Below are 17,520 nucleotides of genomic sequence, written 5' to 3'. Positions count from 1 at the left end.
TTGATTAGTAGGTGGCTGACAAACCAGCATTTAAGGCCTTTGGCCACGCTTCGCGAACGGCTTTGTTTATCAGTAAATATATTATAGCAATTTTTTAATACCCTGTGCAAAATTCATCCCACACCTAATGCTACGCATTAGGTGTGGGATGAATTTTGCCGGACAGCTAAAGCTTGGTGGGGCATGGCAACCCCTTTCGGTTGCCCAGTTGAGCCAGAAGTATAGATAATATAAGCCAGGTGATCTGGTGTAGTCTGGCCATTGAGGTTGGTGGGTAGATGTTGGGCAATGGTTGGCCAATCCTTATCTAGACAAAGGGTATGCTCTGCCATTAGCTGCACCTGGGATATTAAACACTCTTGGGTGAGTAGAATGGAAACTTGAGCAGTTTTCATCATGTAGGCCAGCCGTTTCTGGGGATAGCCAGGGTCTAGGGGAACATAAGCTCCCCCGGCTTTGAGAATTGCTAGCAGCGCGATCACCATCTCCAAGGAGCGCTCCAGACAAATTCCCACCGGAACATCTCGGCCAACACCCAAAGAAAGCAAGTAATGGGCAAGTTGGTTAGCCTTTTGATTCAACTGGTGATAGGTCAGAGCTTGTTCGGCAAAACGTAATGCTACTGCATCTGGTGTCTTTTGGACTTGGGTTTCAAATAACTGGTGAACACAGGCATTACGAGGATAATCGGTTTGGGTTTGATTCCACTCCACTAATAATTGCTGTTGTTCAGCAGCACTCAAAATCGGCAATTGAGCAATGGTTTGTTCTGGAAATACAGTGATCCCCTCTACAAAAATTTGGAAATTTCTTGTCATCCGCTCAATCGTTGCGGGATCAAACAGGTTGGCATTGTATTCAAAAGCGCCAATCAGTTCTGTATCGCTTTGAGTCAGGGATAAGGTTAAATCAAAGGTAGCCCCAGCAGTGGGTTTATCTAAAGACTTAGCACTGACAGTCAGCCCCGACAACTCTAGGGTTTCCTTCGGGAGATTTTGCAAGGTAAACATCACCTGAAAGAGGGGACTAACCCCTGGCAGCCGTTCCGGTTTCAGTTGCTCTACCAGCAGGTCAAAGGGGATATCGCCATGAGCATAAGCATCTAAGGCCACTTGACGAACTTGGGAAAGCAACTCAATGAAGGTATGCTGTTGCTTCGGTCGAGTGCGTAAGACTAAGGTATTAACGAAGAAGCCAATCAAAGCCTCTGTTATGGCTGGGTTTCGGTTGGCGATGGGAGTCCCCACCACAATATCGTCTTGATGGCAATAGCGAGACAGAAAACCGGAAAAGGCCGCAAAAAGGGTAATGAATAGGGTTGTGCCCTTACCCTGGCTTAAGACATTGAGTTGATCAGTTAGGTCAGCATTGAGGCCAAATGGCACCCGGCCAGATTTGAAGGGTTGAGTTGTGCGGGGGCGATCCAGGGGGAGGTTAAGCACTGGGGGAGCATCCGCTAATTGCTCTTGCCAGTATTTAATTTGGCTATCTCTAAACTCCCCGGTGAATCGGCGGCGTTGCCAAGTCGCATAATCAACATACTGAATGGGCAGAGGGGGTAATGATGGCGATGTTTGAGTTAAACCAGCCGTATAAAGCCATGAGAGTTCTCTGAGCAAAACTTGTATTGACCAGTCATCACTAATGATGTGGTGCATGGTCAGTAGTAAAATTTGCTTTTCCTGTGAATTGCAAATTAGCGTAAATCGCAGCAGAGGGCCAACAGTTACATCGAAGGGGCGATTTTGTTCTTGGAAAATCACTTCCTCAATCCCATCCAACCCCTCAGTGGTCAAGTCTACCATAGATAGGGGTAACCGAATCTGGGATGAAATCCTTTGGTTTGGTATGCCCTCGCCAGCTGAAAAGGTGGTTCGTAGGATTTCGTGGCGGTCGATGAGGGTTGCGATCGCATTTTCTAAACTCGTTCTGTCTAATGACCCGGTAATCACAAACGCTCTCACCAAGTTATAGGCAGCACGATTGTCTTCCAGTTGAGCCAGAAACCAGAGACCTTGTTGGGTTAAGGATAGAGGAATTTCTGCCTCTCTTGCCGTGGGGGTGGGAACTAAGGGATAGTCACCAGTGCTACAAGTGCTAGTGTTTACGGATTCTAGGTATTCTGAGAGCAGGCTAATTGTTGGTGCTTCAAAAATCTGCTTCAATGGGATTTCAATGCCTAGTCTCTGGGAAATACGAGCCACAACTTGGCTGGCATGAAGGGAGTGTCCCCCTAATTCAAAGAAATTATTCTCAATGCCAATCGGCTCAATTTTTAGGACTTCCGACCAAATTTTGACTAAGGTTTCTTCTATTTCCGTACGGGGGGCAATAACGTTTAATTCTAATTGTGATGTTGATAGAATTGATTCCGGTTTTGGTAAAGCCCGTCGGTCAATTTTACCAGTTACAGTTAAAGGTAATGACTCTAGCCAAATAAAACAAGCGGGAACCATGTAACTGGGTAATTTGTCTCCCAACGCAGCTTTTAATTCGTTGGCTGTCGGTTTGTTTTGGGAATTTACCGGAGTCAGATAAGCCACTAGCTGTTGATCCCCAACTGCTCCCCCTGCTTCTGTCTGGGCGACTACAACCGCCTCTTGAACAGCGTCTAAGTTCAACAAACTGGCTTCCACTTCACTGGTTTCAACCCGATAACCTCGGATCTTGACCTGAAAATCTTTACGACCCAGGTGCAGCAAACAACCATCCGGTAATAACTTACCTAAATCACCGGTTTTGAAATATCGATGCTCCCCATCTGTGATAAACACTTGCTCGGTTCGCTCAGGCTGTTGCCAGTAGCCATTAGCCACTTGGCGAGAACGAACCACAATTTCACCAACCTCTCCCGGAGGCACCTCCTGCCCCGATTCATCCCAAAGGAAAACCTCGGTGCCCTCAACACCATAGCCCGCAGGCACGGTGGCACCAGTGAGCACGGTTTTTTTGGTAATGGGAAATTGTCGGACTGGACTAATCTCTGTACCTCCAAGATTCACCATTAAGGTGCATTGGTCGGAAAAGTTTTCCTGGAAAAGTTCCGCATCCTGTCGGTAAACCGTTTCACTGCCAATTTGGATCAGTCGTAACTTAGGAAAATTTCCAAGCCCATCTAATTTTGAAACAAAGTGACGAAACAATGTCGCCACCGCAAACATAATGGTGATTTCGTTATCTCGCAACCATCGGCCTAACTGATGTAACCCAATTTGCTTGACATCCAAGGGGAATAGGGCTGCTCCATTCAACAGGGCACAGTAAATATCTCGCACTGCACCACCAAAAGCGGCTGAGTACAACAGTGAAAAGCGATCGCAAAAGCTAATCTTACTGCTGTTAGTATAGTTCCGGCATAGATTCAGGACATACCGATGGTTTTGGATCACACCCTTGGGGCGTCCTGTAGAACCAGAAGTGTAAAGAATATAGGCTTTATCGTCAGGATGATACTGAATTTCTAAGTTCTCGTCTGAAATCCCTGGTTCTAGGCTGTCAATCCTTAAAATATCTTGGCTCAAAACATCTTGGCTCAAAATCCTCTGCTCAAACCCTGAAGCATCGAGATGGTAGCGATCGCTTAAAATTAACCTAGCCTTTGAGTCCTTAAGAATCAGGCTAAGGCGAGACTCTGGCAACGATATATCTATCGGAACATAAAATTTCCCAGCCTTGAGTACCCCCAACATCCCTGCAATCATGCTTGGTCCGGTCTCAAATAACAGAGCAACCGGTTCAGACCCAGCCCCAAGCTTGGTTAAGATTGCTCGTGCAATCCGGTTAGCCCATTGGTTTAAGGCGTTGTAGGTTAGCTCTTGTCCAGGAAAACCGATGGCAAGACGATTCCCATGACGTGAAACCTGTTGTTCAAATTGCTCTACAATTGACCGTTCAACATTTTCTAAGGGGAAAGGCTTAAAGGTCTGGTTGGGACTATCGTTGTCGTTCAGGGTCAGGGGTTTTACAGAGGGATTCATCGTTTGAGCTTTGGTGTTTGAGCTTTGGTGTTTGAGCTTTGGTGGTTTGGGCTGACATCAATGGGATATAGCAGTAGGTACTAAGGTTAGGACAACTCTTACTTCTAAAACCTTTTTAGAGTCAACTTCTGCCTTCTGCCCTCAGCATAGCTGCCTTGCGCGTAGCGCTATAAAACCTGTCTCGTCACAGGTTCAGTTCCATGGCTGCCATCGGCTGAAGGGTTTCAGCGGCATGGTTCAAAGCCAGTTGAACCGGATTAATCACCTCGATCGCCGACAAAAACTGCCCGACAGCACCGGTACTTCTTCCTTGCAGCAACTCCAGCAAACAGGGAATTTCACTACAGCCTGCGATGATACAGTCCAGGTCAGGTTGGGTTTTGAGCAGCTCAACAAAGAAGCGTTCCCCTAAGAAGCAGGTGATATCCTGATTAGAGGCTTTTACCCCCTGATAAATGCAGTCCATCAGGGTTAACTGCAAAGCATCGTTTGGTTCGATCAGGTCAATTCCATTGGCTTGAAGGGGATGGGCGTAGACCTTTCCCCATCGCGTGGCACTGGTGCATAGGAGTAACGGTCGCTGCCAATGCCCATCTCTGAGATGCTTCACCACAGATTCAATTAATGAAATCCACTGGAGTTTAATCGCCATTTGGGGATGATTGTTCAAGAGCCGTTGCCAGGCAAAAGGAAGGAAGTAATGGGCAGCATTACACAGGACAATCACTTGGATCGGAGTATGGCGTGTATAACATTGTGCAACTCCCACTCGAATTGCCATCTCTAGCATCGCCACTAACTCCTCTTCGGCCAAGGTTTTCCTCAAGGTTTTGCTGCCAGCTTGCCTTTTCTCGGTCATAACTGTTGTTCGATTCGGCACTGCACAGGCCTGTAACAACACAATTTCCCGAGTGTTTTGAAACATCTCACAGGCTTGCTCAAATCCCTCCACCCCTGGGATAGGACCCATCCCACCAATTAAGAGTAAGGGGGGAGCTTTGGTGTGCTGAGGCCGGAGTACCATCACCTCTGTGGGATAGTCTTGATCCGCAATCACTTCTCCCAAGTCATAGTGGAGCCTGGCGATGTCAGCTAATTTTCGCCGATAGCCTGGGAGCGCCGTAATCGCCTGTTGAGCTGTTTGAAAAACGTACTGATGCTCTGGGTTAAGACGCGCAGATAAGGGGTTCGTTGGCATGAATTTCTTGACTCATACTGTTAGTTAATTTTACCATTACACCACCTAAACGAGTCAAATATTCCACAAATAAGTTCCGATCCTGTTCGTAATCAATGGATGTGTTTGTCCCTTGACAATAGGCATTCAAGGCTTTGACCACTACCAAAAAGTGATCCACTTCCGTCTCATCAGCCACATGGGCGTGGATATAGGTCAGGGCTTGCTCTTTTTCTGGAGCCGAGAAGGAGTAATGACGATCAATGAGATCACTAAAAGCTTTTAGGGCGATGGTATACTCACCGTGGTTATAGATCTCAGAAAACATATTGGTGAACAATCCCTTGGGGATATCATTCACTACCATGTTCTGATAAATCCATTGTTTAAACTCTCTGGCTTTCGGTAAGCAATACTGCTCTAATTGCCAGGAATCGTTATCCAAAAACACCCCAGCCGGTGATACAGCTCAGCATGGGTTTGACATCCATAGTCTAAACCGAGGTCTTCATAACTGGTCTCAGCGTTGAAGGCTCCCGCCATGAATAACTGTTCCCTGACTGAATAGGGATTTGCCAAAGCCAGCCGTTGTAAGCGACAAGATAGACCATAGATCGCCAACATCTTGAGGTGAGTCGCCTTCCAGGAGTTAAAGAAATGAGCCAGAAATGACTTAGACCAACGATGGGTAGGAACCAGTGCAAAGAAATTATCAATCTTGCTTACTGCCTCCGTTGCTTCACAGAAAGCTTGAGTCAATTACTGCCTCAACTGGGCGTCATCCACCATATTGATTAGAGGATTTACCGTCTCTAACAAGGAAATAGTCATACCAAAAATGCTACCCACAATTGCCTGTTATTTATAATACCTCATTGTGCTCGGGTTTCAACATTTAGTTTTCTTTTTAAACTGATTTTAAGCTGAATTTAAGAAACCAGATTTTGCAATTCAAGTTGTAGTATTTTTTTAAAAAATGTAGTATGTTGCGATAAATTATTTGGGCAGGATTAGGGCTGGTGGGACGGTTAGGCTTTCCTTCTGAGGCTGTAGTCTGGAATCTACCGGATTCTGTATTAATCGCGCACATTGATCCCAACCCATAAGGGTTATAATTCCCTCAAATGTTAGACAATGCAGCCTTACGGTTTGGTTCCCTTGACTCTCCTAATCCTAGAAATGAGGTCACATCAACCGTTCATAGTTCCAGTCGTTCTCTAAGTCCGTGTTCTCTAGGTTTCCTGATCTTCTTAGTTAACTACCTTAACTAGCAGAACACAGCTTATTCATAGCATAGCTGATTTACCTAAAACTTGACATTATTCAATTATTTCCACCGCTTATATCATAAAATGCCAATTTTTTTTTAACTTGTTATCAAATTTTATATAAGTAATACTTAATCAACTTAATTAATGTATAAGGCTTTATTATAAATATAGTTATTATAGTTATAGCGGTTTTAATAGTAATGAGTTATTAAGAATTTTTTCCCATTGTTCCTCTAGGAAATAGGTCAGCAGTCAGCAGTCAGCAGTCAGCTTGAAATAAATGTCAGCTTAATGAGCGATCGCAAACTGCTGCAGCAATACGGACTCCTGCAATTGCCCAATTGGACAGCATATCTCCAAAAAACTCAGTACGTGCAGGAGTTAAGTGCCAACGCCTCTTCTCAATCCAAGCTTTTGATTCAGCCAGCCTATTCTCAGTATTTAGATCAGATCACCGATGATGGCTGGCTAGCTGTTGGTGATGCAGCTTGTACCCTAGATCCCCTATCGTCGGCTGGTATTAACAAGGCGTTGCAGTCGGCAATTAAAGCAGCTGATGCGATCGCAAATTATGTTAAAGGTAAATCTCAAGCTTTGATCACCTACGAATCTCAAGCACTTCACCAGTTTGAACTGTATTTATAAGACCGGCGCAAATACTATTCTTATTCAAGGACAGATTGGGTTTGAACTACTTGTGTCAGGCAGTCAGGACTGTATCTTGGAGCTGGCTAGGTGGTCAGCAATCACCTTGTGATAGATCTTGATCATGTGATCTACCTTAACTTCCCAATCAAAATGTTGCATAACTTTCTTTTGGCCCATTCTTCCCATATCAAGGCGTTTTTGGGGTGAGTGGGCCAGGGTCAGCATTGCATTGGCAAGACTATCAATAAACTCCTCTCGAGAGGAGGGTTCTACAAGAATTCCACAAGAAGTATCGAGATAATCTGCTGGGCCTCCCCAATTACTGGCAATCACTGGAAGTCCCTTTGCCATTGCCTCAAGCACCACTGCCCCACCACACTCTAAAAGACTCGGTAAAACAAACACATCAGACTGCTGTAATTGCTCTGAACACTTTTCCTGAGAAAGCCAACCAGCAAAAAATACTTTACCAGTATTGTGGATAGTTGTGGATAAAATATTGAGTTCTTGTGCTTGTTTCTGTAATTTATCCCGCTCTGTACCATCACCAATAATAGTTAAGCTAATCGGAAAGTTTAGGGATGCTTTTTTAAATGAAAGCAGCAATAAATCAACGCTTTTCCAGTCCACAAGCCTACCGATAAAAACATAAGATGTTTTTATCGGTAGGCTTGTGGACGCAGATTTCAGAGGTTTAAATATAGATAAATTTACACCGTTTTCTACTATTTCAATGACTTGTTTACAGGCGACTTGAGGTAGTGCTTTTCGGGTTCGCTCATTTGCCACTATTAGTAATGCTGCCTGTTTCTTTCCAGGTATCAATTGGTTCATAATATTCGAAAACTTCCGTCCCAAAAATATGGTAAAGTTGACAGTTTTATTTGGGAGTTTCTGAAAACCTGGAGGATAGTCCATACCACCATTCATAGGACCAATAATTATCGGTACACCCATTCCAAACAGCATAGATGGTTCTTTGGGGGATACTGGAATCGGTTGATGAATTATATTGATCTGCTCCTGCTTAACAATACGGCGAATGATTTGTCGCTGGGTCAGCTGGGTCAAAAGACGCATAACCAGCCCTAGCGTAAAGTAGGATAAACGGGTAGGCAGTAGACGACCTAACTGCCACAACATACGATGCCAAATGGTGTCAGGAACATAAGCAATATGTTGATCTTGGGGAAATAATGCCTCTAATTCTGCACGAGTGCGTTCGTGTACGACTAACCAGGTAGGAATTCCTCGTTGGCGCAAAATTCGATAGTAATGTAATGGAAGAGCTGCTTCACCACCAAACTTTGCAGATGCATGTTCCGCTGCAATCAATACTCGAAGGTTCATCTTATATACCCTATGTTCTGTGATCTGTTTATGCACTAGCACCCGGGATTGACCTTTGGTCACGCTACGCGATGCGACCTAGGAGCCGCTAAAAGCGATCGACTACGCTTACTTTGTCACTCTAATTACCTATACAGGGTAAATCTATATTGTCAATAAACTACTAATATTTCTTAATAAACCCGGCCTTATTGTGCTTGTTGACAATGGATTTTCCACATATAGTGTTTATTTAATTACAAAAAAACTAAGCTGTTGCAGATTTAAATTGGATATTATTCAGTTATCAAAAAAAACCGTCAAACCCTCTCCCGTGCTCCCATTCCCCCCTTACTAAGCAGGGCGGTTTTTTGCGTCCTGCTAAAATTTAATTGGTGGGGAAGTGGGCAGATAGGGAGATCGGGAGATAGCGGTGCGCGTGAACGCGCACCGTGGGGAATTTTTATTAATAAAAAGTATTGCATAACCTGAAAAAAACCCTCTCCCCATTACCTATTACCTATTACCTATTACCTATTACCTATTACCTATTACCTATCTCCAAAGTAAAAAACCTACCCCTGTGAGCTACTCCCTACTCCCTACTCCCTACTCCCTACTCCCTTTTCCCTTTCCTAAAACCACCTTTAATACCACGGTTTGGATCGCGAAGTTGGATATTATCTTCTAGTTCAAATGCACAAGGTAGTTTGGCAGACCAGCATAGCTCATAGTCTTCTGGAGAGATATCTTGTGGAGAAAAATAATTAATACCATTGACTTGTTTTTTTACTAAATCTGACGTCATCAGATGGGGAGTTATAATCAGTCTAAAGGTCGCCATTTTGCCTTGATTTTTGCCTTGAAGTAGCTGAGCAAAATAACCAGACTGTTAATGATGCCTAGATTCGATAGGGTGTTAAAGATTGAGAGGGGATAGTCGTAGAATTTACCCTGGTAATAAATGCGTGACATGCGGGGAACTTTGATAAAGTCTTGCCCTAAAACCTCTTGCCAACGTTGATGCGCTGCTTCTACTTTGGTATAGAAGCGATGACCACCAATATCGAAGCGATAGCCTTTGTAGACTTCGGTGCGAGCAATACCACCGACTTTATTGGATTTTTCTAGAACGATAGGTTTAATGCCTTGTTTAACCAGGTCATAGGCAGCAGTAAGACCAGCCGGTCCTGCGCCTGTAATCACTACGGGATAATGTTCCATTGATTAAAAATAGTGCGTCAGTGGTGAGTGTTGAGTGCTTAGTAGGAGAATATCGATTTTTATTCCATAGCGATCGCAATTCTAGGTTAACCCTAAAATTAAACCTTATATTTAACGTTATTTTAGATTAATGATTCAGCAATATATCAGGCTTCAATAATGATTTAAGCCTGATATATTAGGCAAGTCGATCAGAGTTTTTATGTACTTTTTAAACCAATAACGAACTATACCAATGGCAAACGCAAGTCCGCTGTAAAAGTAATACAGCCAGTGCCATGGAACGGTTCGTATAGTGAATAGTAGACCACGCTTTTGATAAAAGAATTGGTAGACAGGTCTGTTGAGTACTAGCAGGGCGAGACTAAACACACAGGTAGCCATAGCAATCAGAGTACTAGACCACCAATAAGCTGTAACTAAAACACCTAGTAGAGCATAGACCAACACCACACTAATACGACTAGACAGTTTTAGGTTCAAGTCACTGATAAACTCACGACAGTTTTCCGGACTTGCGTCGTGAACCTTGAGAATTACGGCAGTCCAGGGCAAGGCGCGGTAGAAAAAGTCAGCTCTAAGCAGAGAAATTATGCCCCAGCGCTTGAGATGTTTCACCCGTAGAGTCTTACACAGCTTAATCCTGTAACCTTTTTCCTTGAGTCGATAGCCTAACTCAATATCTTCAATACAGGGTTGACGATAATTTTCCTCAAAGCCACCCATGGCAATAAAGATGTCACGACGGATTGCGCCACAGGCACCCCAGAAGGTCGATGCTTGTTCAGATGCGGTTTGGTGAGTGTAGTGGTGGAGTAAATTTTTGTACTGGGAAAGGAAATTAGCAGCACCGGGAGCATCGTCATAGGAACCAATTAAAGCGGTTAAATTAGGTTCATTGTTAAAGATTTTCAGCACTTGAGCAATAGTATCCCGATAGATTGCTACATCAGCATCTATAAAGAACAGGATATCGCTCTGTGCTACTTTCGCTCCCAGGTTTCGGGCTTTAGCCGGACCCCCTGCTGTGGGCAATCGAATTACCGTGGCTCCAAAGTCTTGGGCTAGACGCCATGAGCCATCAGTATCGCCGTCAGCTACTACAATCACTTGATCGGGAGGGGATGCAGCTTGAGATAGTCTGGCAAGACATTGGTGAAAGTCTTCCCCTCCGTTGTATACGGGGATAATGACGGAGATAGTTAGTCTAGCAGAGTCAACCATTCTTTAGAAAATTTACCTTCAATTACTGATTGATATTTTGAGATTAAATCGTTACTCTGCATCTCAATAATACCCTCCAATAGTTTAACATTAGTTTAGTTAAAATTATCAGTTGATAATAAATTAAACTAACTCGTTGATTGGCTTTAACAAAACTACCGAATAATCCCTAGTAGGGATTTTTTTTTCAAAAAGTCCTGAATTGACTGAGTAACTCTGTACTTGTAATAGAGGTTGTGTCTACAGGTTGAGCAGTCAGCAATCCGGTATCAGCAGTCAGCGGATAGTCAGCCCATTTGATATAGCTAAACGCTGATAGCTAAATTAAAAACTCAGTTTATCTCTGTGAAAAGTATAGATATAAAATTTAAATCACCAAATGTCGGTTGTTAAAACAGTTGATAGCTTACCACTGGTTTCAGTGATTATCCCTGCCTATAATACAGAGCAGTTTATTGAAATCACATTACAGTTTGTTCTTTCTCAGACCTATAAAAACCTGGAAGTGATAGTGGTAGATGACGGTTCTCAAGACCGCACAGCTGAGATTGTTCAATCTATTGCTGAGGACGATCAGCGTGTTTACTACAACAACCAAATTTAGGGGTGGCTGCTGCTCGTAATTTAGGGATTAAAAACGCGAAGGGAGATTATATTGCTCCCCTGGATGCTGATGATATTTGGTATCCGCAAAATTTAGAAAAGCAAGTTAAACGCTTCTTGGCAACCGATCCAGCGGTAGGGTTGGTTTATGCTTGGTCGGTGGATATTAATGAAGAAAATTCACTGACTGGAGATTTCCGTGCTTCAACTATAGAGGGAAAGGTTTATAAAACTCTGGTATGTCATAACTTTTTAGGCAATGCTAGTGCATCTGTGATTCGCGCCTGTTGTTTTGAGACCGTGGGTGGCTACAACTGTCAATTGAACGCACAACAGGCTCAGGGGTGTGAGGATTGGGAGCTCTATCTGGGCATTGCAGAACATTATGAATTTGCTGTTGTGCCAGAATTTATGATTGGCTATCGCAAGATTGTTAGTAGTATGTCTCGCGACTACAGCCAAATGGCTAAGTCTCATGGTTTGATGCTAGGTGACGTTCAACAAAGGCATCCGGAGATTCCAGCAGCACTTTATCGATTGTCTAAGAGTAGTTTTTATATGTATTTGGCACGACAAAGTAGTCAGTGTAGTAGCGATCGCAGTACGTTATTTTGGCTATCTCAAGCTTTGAAAGCGGATTTTATAACGCCTATTTTTCGCTATGGGTTGTATTTTTTGTTCATTAAAAGCATATTTAGAATGATCACTAAGCTGAAATCTGATAATTATGTTAATAAACCGGGTTTATCAGTCAGTTATGCGGATTTAACGAAACGCCGAGGTAGTCTATATTTCAAGCTCTTGCTTGGAAATTTATTACACCGTTCACTGCTGATGATATAAGGAATTTTCGGTTATGCTTTATCCAATCAAAGTAGTGGACATTGAGTTGAGCCGCCCCCTGACTACTCTTGATGGTTTAGATGGCTATATGGGAGTGCAAGGACTGCTTCGCTTCCATGGTGCGCCAATTGGATATGTTAAAGCACCAATTACTAATGGTCACTGCACAGCACAAACCTTAAGTAAATGTATTCTGGAAGACCATAGCGAGACGATTATCAATCGTCTTTTGTACAATGGATTATCCTTACCCCTCGGACGCGAAAGCTTGTGTCTTGAGGATTTGTTGGATGTGCCACCACCGGAGTATAAGGGAAAGTTGCCGTTAGTAACGGTTGCGGTTTGTACTCGCGATCGCACTGCTGATATTGCTCTATGTTTAAACGCTATCAATCAACTGGATTATCCTTACTTAGATATTTTAGTTGTTGATAATGCTCCCACAAATGATAGCACAAAAAAACTGGTAAAAACTTATGCTAATGTTCGTTATGTTTGTGAACATCGTCCGGGTTTAGATTGGGCGAGAAACCGAGCCATTATTGAAGCTAAAGGAGACATTATTGCCTATACTGATGATGATGTAGTGGTTGATTCAGGATGGCTAAAAGCATTAGCCCTAGTGTTTATTAAACATCCTGACGTTATGGCAGTGACTGGGTTAGTTGTGCCTTATGAATTGGAAACTGAAGCACAAGTGCTGTTTGAAATGTATGGCGGCTTCGGGCGAGGCATGAGGCGTAAGTGGTATCAGGTTAATCGAGGCAACAAAATGCCTTGGAAATTCCTGGGTACTGGACAATTCGGTACAGGGGCAAACATGGCTTATCGCCGCTCAGTCTTTGATGATATTGGTTTCTTTGACCCTGCTTTGGATGTGGGTACTGTCACTAATGGTGGTGGTGATTTAGAAATGTTTTTCCGGGTGGTGAAGGAAGGACATACCCTGGTCTATGAGCCTAGTGCCATAGTGCGCCATCGACATCGACGGGATTATGCTAAGTTGCGTACGCAAATTACTAATAACAGTATTGGTCTGTTTTCTTACGCTATCCGTAGCGTCTTTGCCTATCCAGAAGAGTTTCTGTCTTTCTTCTTGCTTTTGCTCTGGTGGATAGTTTATTGGAATTTAAGACGTTTGTGTCTTGATTTCAAAAACCCCACTCGCTTCCCACGGGATTTAATTCTGGCTGAATTCAAAGGCTGCTTCACTGGTTTAACTCGCTATCACAAAGCTCGCCACACTGCTGCTGAGATTACTCAATCTTTCGGTAACCAAGAACGAGAAACAGAAGTTGATATAAATAGTGTTCCCTACCCGATTTTTTCTGACCCTATCTTTCCCGCTCTGACTAAGGAAGAAATACCAAAGATTAAAACTAATCCAGGTATGGCAGTGCGCACTGTCGATCTACGGAAACCTTTACAGGCATTAACTGATGTAAAAGAGTATTCATCAGTACGAGTCTTTGTGAAATGGCATGATCACCTTTTAGGTAGCGTTGATATTGCTAACCCTGATCGAGGGATTAGCAAGAATCGCTTAATTGAAGTTATTGTCAATCAGTTTGGTCATAAGCTGCTCGAATTAGACCTTAACTTCAGTAGGGATTACTGCCAGACTCAAGCACTATCTATCTTAACTAATCACTATAAATTCACGGATAAAGAGACTGATTTACTAACCTCTTTACCTGATAATATACCAGTTTATATTATCATCGCTACCTATGACCGACCCCAAGATTTGCGGAAGTGTTTGTCGAGCCTAGTTGCCCAAGAGTCTACTCGACAATTGGAAATTATTGTAGTTGATAATCATCCCGCTTCTGGTTGGACTCCACCAGTGGTTGCGGAGTTTCCTGATGTTGTCCTAGTTAGTGAATCCCGTCAGGGACTAGCTTATGCTCGCAATGCTGGCTTTGTTGCTAGTACCGGGGATATTGTGATTGCGACGGATGATGATGTTACTGTACCACCAGATTGGTTAGAAAAGCTGATCACTCCTTTTGCTAGACCGGATGTAATGATTGTCACAGGTAATGTTTTGCCTCTACAGTTGGAAACCTTAGCCCAACAGTCTTTTGAAAATTATGGCGGCTTGGGACGGGGCTTTGAGCGGTTGGAGGTTAACGGAGATTGGTTTGAATCCTTTTCGCACCAGCCTGCACCAACTTGGAAGTTAGGAGCAACGGCTAATGCTGCTTTTCGTGCCAGTATATTTAGCCATCCTAAGATTGGCTTAATGAACGAAGCCCTCGGTCCCGGTATGCCTTCAGGAGTTGGTGAAGATACTTACTTATTCTATAAAGTACTTAAAGCTGGCTACACCCTGGTCTATGAGCCAAGCGCTTATGTCTGGCATAAGCATCGCACTGAGATGGCAGAGCTACATCGTCAGCTTTACAACTATAGTAAAGGTCATGTTGCTTACAATCTGACCACATGGCTACAAGATGGGGATTGGCGAGGATTGGTACAAATAGTGCTGGGATTGCCACTTGCTCATTTATCTCGCATCTATCAACGGCTAAGAGGTTGGAGTGATTATCCAATCTCCCTAATCTGGTTGGAAATGACAGGTAATCTGGCTGGAGTTTGGTCTTTGTGGCAGTCCCATATGCGGGTTAAACGTGAAGGTCGTATAGCAAAGGTAACAGGGAGTAGGGAGTAGGGAGTAGGCAAGAGGCAAGAGGCAAGAGGCAAGAGGAATCCCCCCTAACCCCCCTTAGTAAGGGGGGCGGGCAAGAGTGAAAAAATCTTGTGTACCTCATAGTTATGAAAAACACTGTAATCTCAGCCAAAGACTGAAACTTTTATTTCATCAATGTTTTAATATTTTTTTTTAATAACTAAAACTTGAAAGCACAATCGGTTAAATAAAGCCCTGTCAAGCTTTTATTGACTGCTTAATTACAGTAAACAAAACTATAAATATAGCATTTAAAATATATAAACCAGGCTTTATTATCTACTCTTACCTGCTCCCTGCTCCCTGCTCCCTGCTCCCTGCTCCCTAAAACCCAGGACTAAAGTACATAAACCAATTGAAAACTGCTTTAAAATGCTATATTACTCCAATGTCTTCAATAAAAAATCGAAAATCCAACATCAAAACGTTGTCTAAGTGGCGGTTTTATTATCTTTATGATTTGCTACGAGAGCTAGTTAATCGGGAGATGAAGCTACTCTACAAACGGTCAGTTTTAGGAGTAGCTTGGATGCTGCTTAATCCACTACTCCAGCTAGCTGTATTTTCCTTTGTTTTCCGTTTTGTATTGTCGGTTGATATTCCTCAATATACCTCCTTTGCATTTTCGGGTTTGTTGGTATGGACATGGTTTAGTAATTCTCTTTTCCAAGCCACTGGGGTGATTATTAGTAATCGCCCCCTGATCCGACAACCGGGTTTTCCCAACGCTATCTTACCGGTGGTTACCGTAACAACAGGTCTGATTCACTTTATTCTAGCCCTGCCAATATTAGTTATCTTTCTGTTAATCGATGGTGTTCAGCTACAGCCAGTAATTATACTGTTACCAATCCTACAAGCTCTCCAGTTTTCCGTTACCATTAGTTTAGCCTATATACTAGCTGGGCTTAATGTAATATTTCGCGACACCCAGCATACTATCGGTGTACTTCTACAGCTGTTTTTTTATCTCACACCTATTTTTTATGAAATTACTAATGTGCCCAAAAATTACCAGTTTTTCTATTACATTAACCCGATGGTGCATCTGGTTACCGCCTATCGCGCTGTACTAATTAAAGGAACACCACCGGATTGGCTAGCTCTGCTAGTTATGGCTTTGGTCACGGCAGTGTTTTTACCTATAGGTCTTCAAATTTTCCGGTGGCAGAGCGATCGCTTTGTGGAGGAATTATAGATGGTTGATGCAATTATTGTTCAAGGACTCGGTAAACGCTTTAACTACTATCATCCTGAGCGACCGCTTACCATTATGGAGGCGGCGCTGTCGGGTTTTCGGCATATTATGGCAGCGGAAGGGTTTTGGGCGTTGCGGAATATTACTTTCACGGTTTCCCCAGGCCAGATGCTAGGCATTCTCGGTCACAATGGGGCAGGTAAATCAACCCTGTTGCGCTTGATTGGTGGGGTTGGAAAACCCGATAAAGGGAAGGTTACGGTTAATGGCTCCATTGGAGCGCTGCTGGATTTGGGCGCTGGTTTCCATCCAGATTTGACTGGGCGAGAAAACGCTTTTGTTAGTGGTGTGGTAGCAGGTCTTACTCGTGAAGAGGTGGGGCGGCGTTTCGATGAAATCGTGACGTTTGCTGAACTTGAGCAGTTTATCGATAACCCAGTGCGCACTTATAGTACAGGGATGCAGATGCGGCTGGCGTTTTCGGTGGCTGTCCACACAGACCCAGATGTGATGCTAGTTGATGAGTTTCTGTCAGTTGGGGATTTGAGATTTCAGGCTAAGTGCTTGGAACGAATTGCTCAGTTGAAAGAGTCTGGCTGTGCTATTGTCCTAATTTCTCACAGTAGCGAGCAAATTGAGCAACTTTGCGATCGCGCTTTGTGGCTACAACAAGGACAAATCATGGCTTACGGTGAGCCAAAAGTGGTAGCAGGACAGTATGTCAATCAAATGCGATCGCAAACCCAGCAACCTACTCCCAACAGACCTGCCCAACTGACTAGGTCTGGTGTGGAACTGCGCATGAATGAAAACCGCTTTGGCTCTCTAGAAGTAGAAATTACCGATGTGTTGCTGTTACCTAGCTTAGAGATTAATAGTGGTGATTCCTTAGCCATTGACATTGAGTACTTTTCACCTCAAGCAATTGATGGACTAATTTTTAGTGTCCTCATTAGTACTGAAGATGGTCAAATCTGTCTTGAGACTAACACAACTACCATGGGAGAATCATTACCAGTTATTAAAGGTAAAGGAAAAATAAAACTCCATCTATCTCGCTTAGATTTAAACAGTGGTAAGTATTTTGTTGATGTTGGGGTTTATGAACCAAATCGGGCTTATACCTATGACTACCATTTGCGTGTTTATAACTTTTTAGTCCGTTCAAATAAAAGCGAAAAAGGTATTATTAGCCCACCGCTTCGTTGGGATATTGTTGAAGGTTGAAGATTGGTTGAAGGTTGAAGGTTGGTTGAAGGTTGAATGTTGACTGTTGAAGGTTGAAGGTTGAAGGTTGAATGTTGCTTGAAAGTTGAATGTTGGTTGAAAGTTGA

At 43.3% G+C, this 17,520-nt stretch carries 11 protein-coding genes and 2 pseudogenes; 5 read left to right on the top strand and 8 right to left on the bottom strand.

Annotation, left to right across the window (positions count from 1 at the left end; genetic code table 11):
* Window positions 1-137: 137 nt before the first annotated feature.
* The 4 genes from F6K51_RS17575 to F6K51_RS17560 all read right to left on the bottom strand — a co-directional run bounded on the left by F6K51_RS17575 (window position 138) and on the right by F6K51_RS17560 (window position 5,913).
* Window positions 138-3,977, bottom strand: coding sequence for an AMP-binding protein (locus tag F6K51_RS17575; protein WP_293022213.1), 3,840 nt, complete (start codon window positions 3,975-3,977; stop codon window positions 138-140).
* Between the two features lie 184 nt (window positions 3,978-4,161).
* Entirely contained in the window at window positions 4,162-5,175 is a 1,014-nt protein-coding gene (locus F6K51_RS17570; RefSeq protein ID WP_293022211.1) for an aspartate/glutamate racemase family protein, read from the bottom strand.
* Complete coding sequence (locus tag F6K51_RS17565) at window positions 5,144-5,599, bottom strand: hypothetical protein (protein WP_293022209.1); 456 nt, start codon at window positions 5,597-5,599, stop codon at window positions 5,144-5,146. Before F6K51_RS17565 ends, F6K51_RS17570 begins: the two co-directional genes overlap by 32 nt.
* Window positions 5,575-5,913 (bottom strand): hypothetical protein, encoded by a 339-nt coding sequence (locus tag F6K51_RS17560; protein WP_293022207.1) that lies wholly within the window; start codon window positions 5,911-5,913, stop codon window positions 5,575-5,577. The genes F6K51_RS17565 and F6K51_RS17560 overlap by 25 nt, the downstream gene beginning before the upstream one ends.
* An 803-nt stretch (window positions 5,914-6,716) precedes the next feature.
* Here F6K51_RS17560 and F6K51_RS17555 point away from each other — a divergent pair.
* On the top strand, window positions 6,717-7,070 hold the full coding sequence (locus F6K51_RS17555) for an FAD-dependent monooxygenase (protein WP_293022205.1): 354 nt from the start codon (window positions 6,717-6,719) through the stop codon (window positions 7,068-7,070).
* Between the two features lie 63 nt (window positions 7,071-7,133).
* On the opposite strand, the gene F6K51_RS17550 is transcribed toward F6K51_RS17555, so the two are convergent.
* The 3 genes and pseudogenes from F6K51_RS17550 to F6K51_RS17540 all read right to left on the bottom strand — a co-directional run bounded on the left by F6K51_RS17550 (window position 7,134) and on the right by F6K51_RS17540 (window position 10,850).
* Window positions 7,134-8,423: a glycosyltransferase family 4 protein gene (locus tag F6K51_RS17550; protein WP_293022203.1), complete on the bottom strand. Its 1,290-nt coding sequence runs from the start codon at window positions 8,421-8,423 to the stop codon at window positions 7,134-7,136.
* Between the two features lie 831 nt (window positions 8,424-9,254).
* A pseudogene (locus F6K51_RS17545) lies at window positions 9,255-9,626 on the bottom strand (NAD(P)-binding protein); the annotation flags it as partial.
* 153 nt (window positions 9,627-9,779) lie between these two features.
* Window positions 9,780-10,850, bottom strand: a complete 1,071-nt coding sequence (locus F6K51_RS17540) for a glycosyltransferase (RefSeq protein ID WP_293022201.1) — start codon at window positions 10,848-10,850, stop codon at window positions 9,780-9,782.
* Between the two features lie 379 nt (window positions 10,851-11,229).
* Between F6K51_RS17540 and F6K51_RS17535 the strand changes: the two are divergent.
* Window positions 11,230-12,296: pseudogene (locus tag F6K51_RS17535) on the top strand (glycosyltransferase family 2 protein).
* 13 nt (window positions 12,297-12,309) lie between these two features.
* On the top strand, window positions 12,310-14,970 hold the full coding sequence (locus tag F6K51_RS17530) for a glycosyltransferase (RefSeq protein WP_293022199.1): 2,661 nt from the start codon (window positions 12,310-12,312) through the stop codon (window positions 14,968-14,970).
* Here F6K51_RS17530 and F6K51_RS17525 read toward each other — a convergent pair.
* Window positions 14,924-15,070, bottom strand: a complete 147-nt coding sequence (locus F6K51_RS17525) for a hypothetical protein (protein WP_293022197.1) — start codon at window positions 15,068-15,070, stop codon at window positions 14,924-14,926. The two genes, F6K51_RS17530 and F6K51_RS17525, sit on opposite strands and share 47 nt — an antisense overlap.
* Window positions 15,071-15,376: 306 nt before the next feature.
* Between F6K51_RS17525 and F6K51_RS17520 the strand changes: the two genes are divergently transcribed.
* Window positions 15,377-16,186, top strand: coding sequence for an ABC transporter permease (locus F6K51_RS17520; protein ID WP_293022195.1), 810 nt, complete (start codon window positions 15,377-15,379; stop codon window positions 16,184-16,186).
* Window positions 16,187-17,413: an ABC transporter ATP-binding protein gene (locus tag F6K51_RS17515; protein WP_293022193.1), complete on the top strand. Its 1,227-nt coding sequence runs from the start codon at window positions 16,187-16,189 to the stop codon at window positions 17,411-17,413.
* Window positions 17,414-17,520: the final 107 nt, after the last annotated feature.

The sequence above is a fragment of the Moorena sp. SIO3I8 genome, assembly GCF_010692325.1.
Lineage (GTDB): Bacteria > Cyanobacteriota > Cyanobacteriia > Cyanobacteriales > Coleofasciculaceae > Moorena.
Note: the sequence above shows the minus strand (reverse complement) of the source record. Positions and strands in the feature narration are given on the sequence as shown.

Excerpts from the sequence above, each read along its gene's own strand:
- F6K51_RS17550 (WP_293022203.1), bottom strand. The coding sequence starts at position 8,423 with ATGAACCTTCGAGTATTGATTGCAGCGGAACATGCATCTGCAAAGTTT.
- F6K51_RS17570 (WP_293022211.1), bottom strand. The coding sequence starts at position 5,175 with ATGCCAACGAACCCCTTATCTGCGCGTCTTAACCCAGAGCATCAGTAC.
- F6K51_RS17515 (WP_293022193.1), top strand. The coding sequence starts at position 16,187 with ATGGTTGATGCAATTATTGTTCAAGGACTCGGTAAACGCTTTAACTAC.
- F6K51_RS17525 (WP_293022197.1), bottom strand. The coding sequence starts at position 15,070 with ATGAGGTACACAAGATTTTTTCACTCTTGCCCGCCCCCCTTACTAAGG.
- F6K51_RS17530 (WP_293022199.1), top strand. The coding sequence starts at position 12,310 with ATGCTTTATCCAATCAAAGTAGTGGACATTGAGTTGAGCCGCCCCCTG.
- F6K51_RS17575 (WP_293022213.1), bottom strand. The coding sequence starts at position 3,977 with ATGAATCCCTCTGTAAAACCCCTGACCCTGAACGACAACGATAGTCCC.
- F6K51_RS17520 (WP_293022195.1), top strand. The coding sequence starts at position 15,377 with ATGTCTTCAATAAAAAATCGAAAATCCAACATCAAAACGTTGTCTAAG.
- F6K51_RS17540 (WP_293022201.1), bottom strand. The coding sequence starts at position 10,850 with ATGGTTGACTCTGCTAGACTAACTATCTCCGTCATTATCCCCGTATAC.
- F6K51_RS17555 (WP_293022205.1), top strand. The coding sequence starts at position 6,717 with ATGAGCGATCGCAAACTGCTGCAGCAATACGGACTCCTGCAATTGCCC.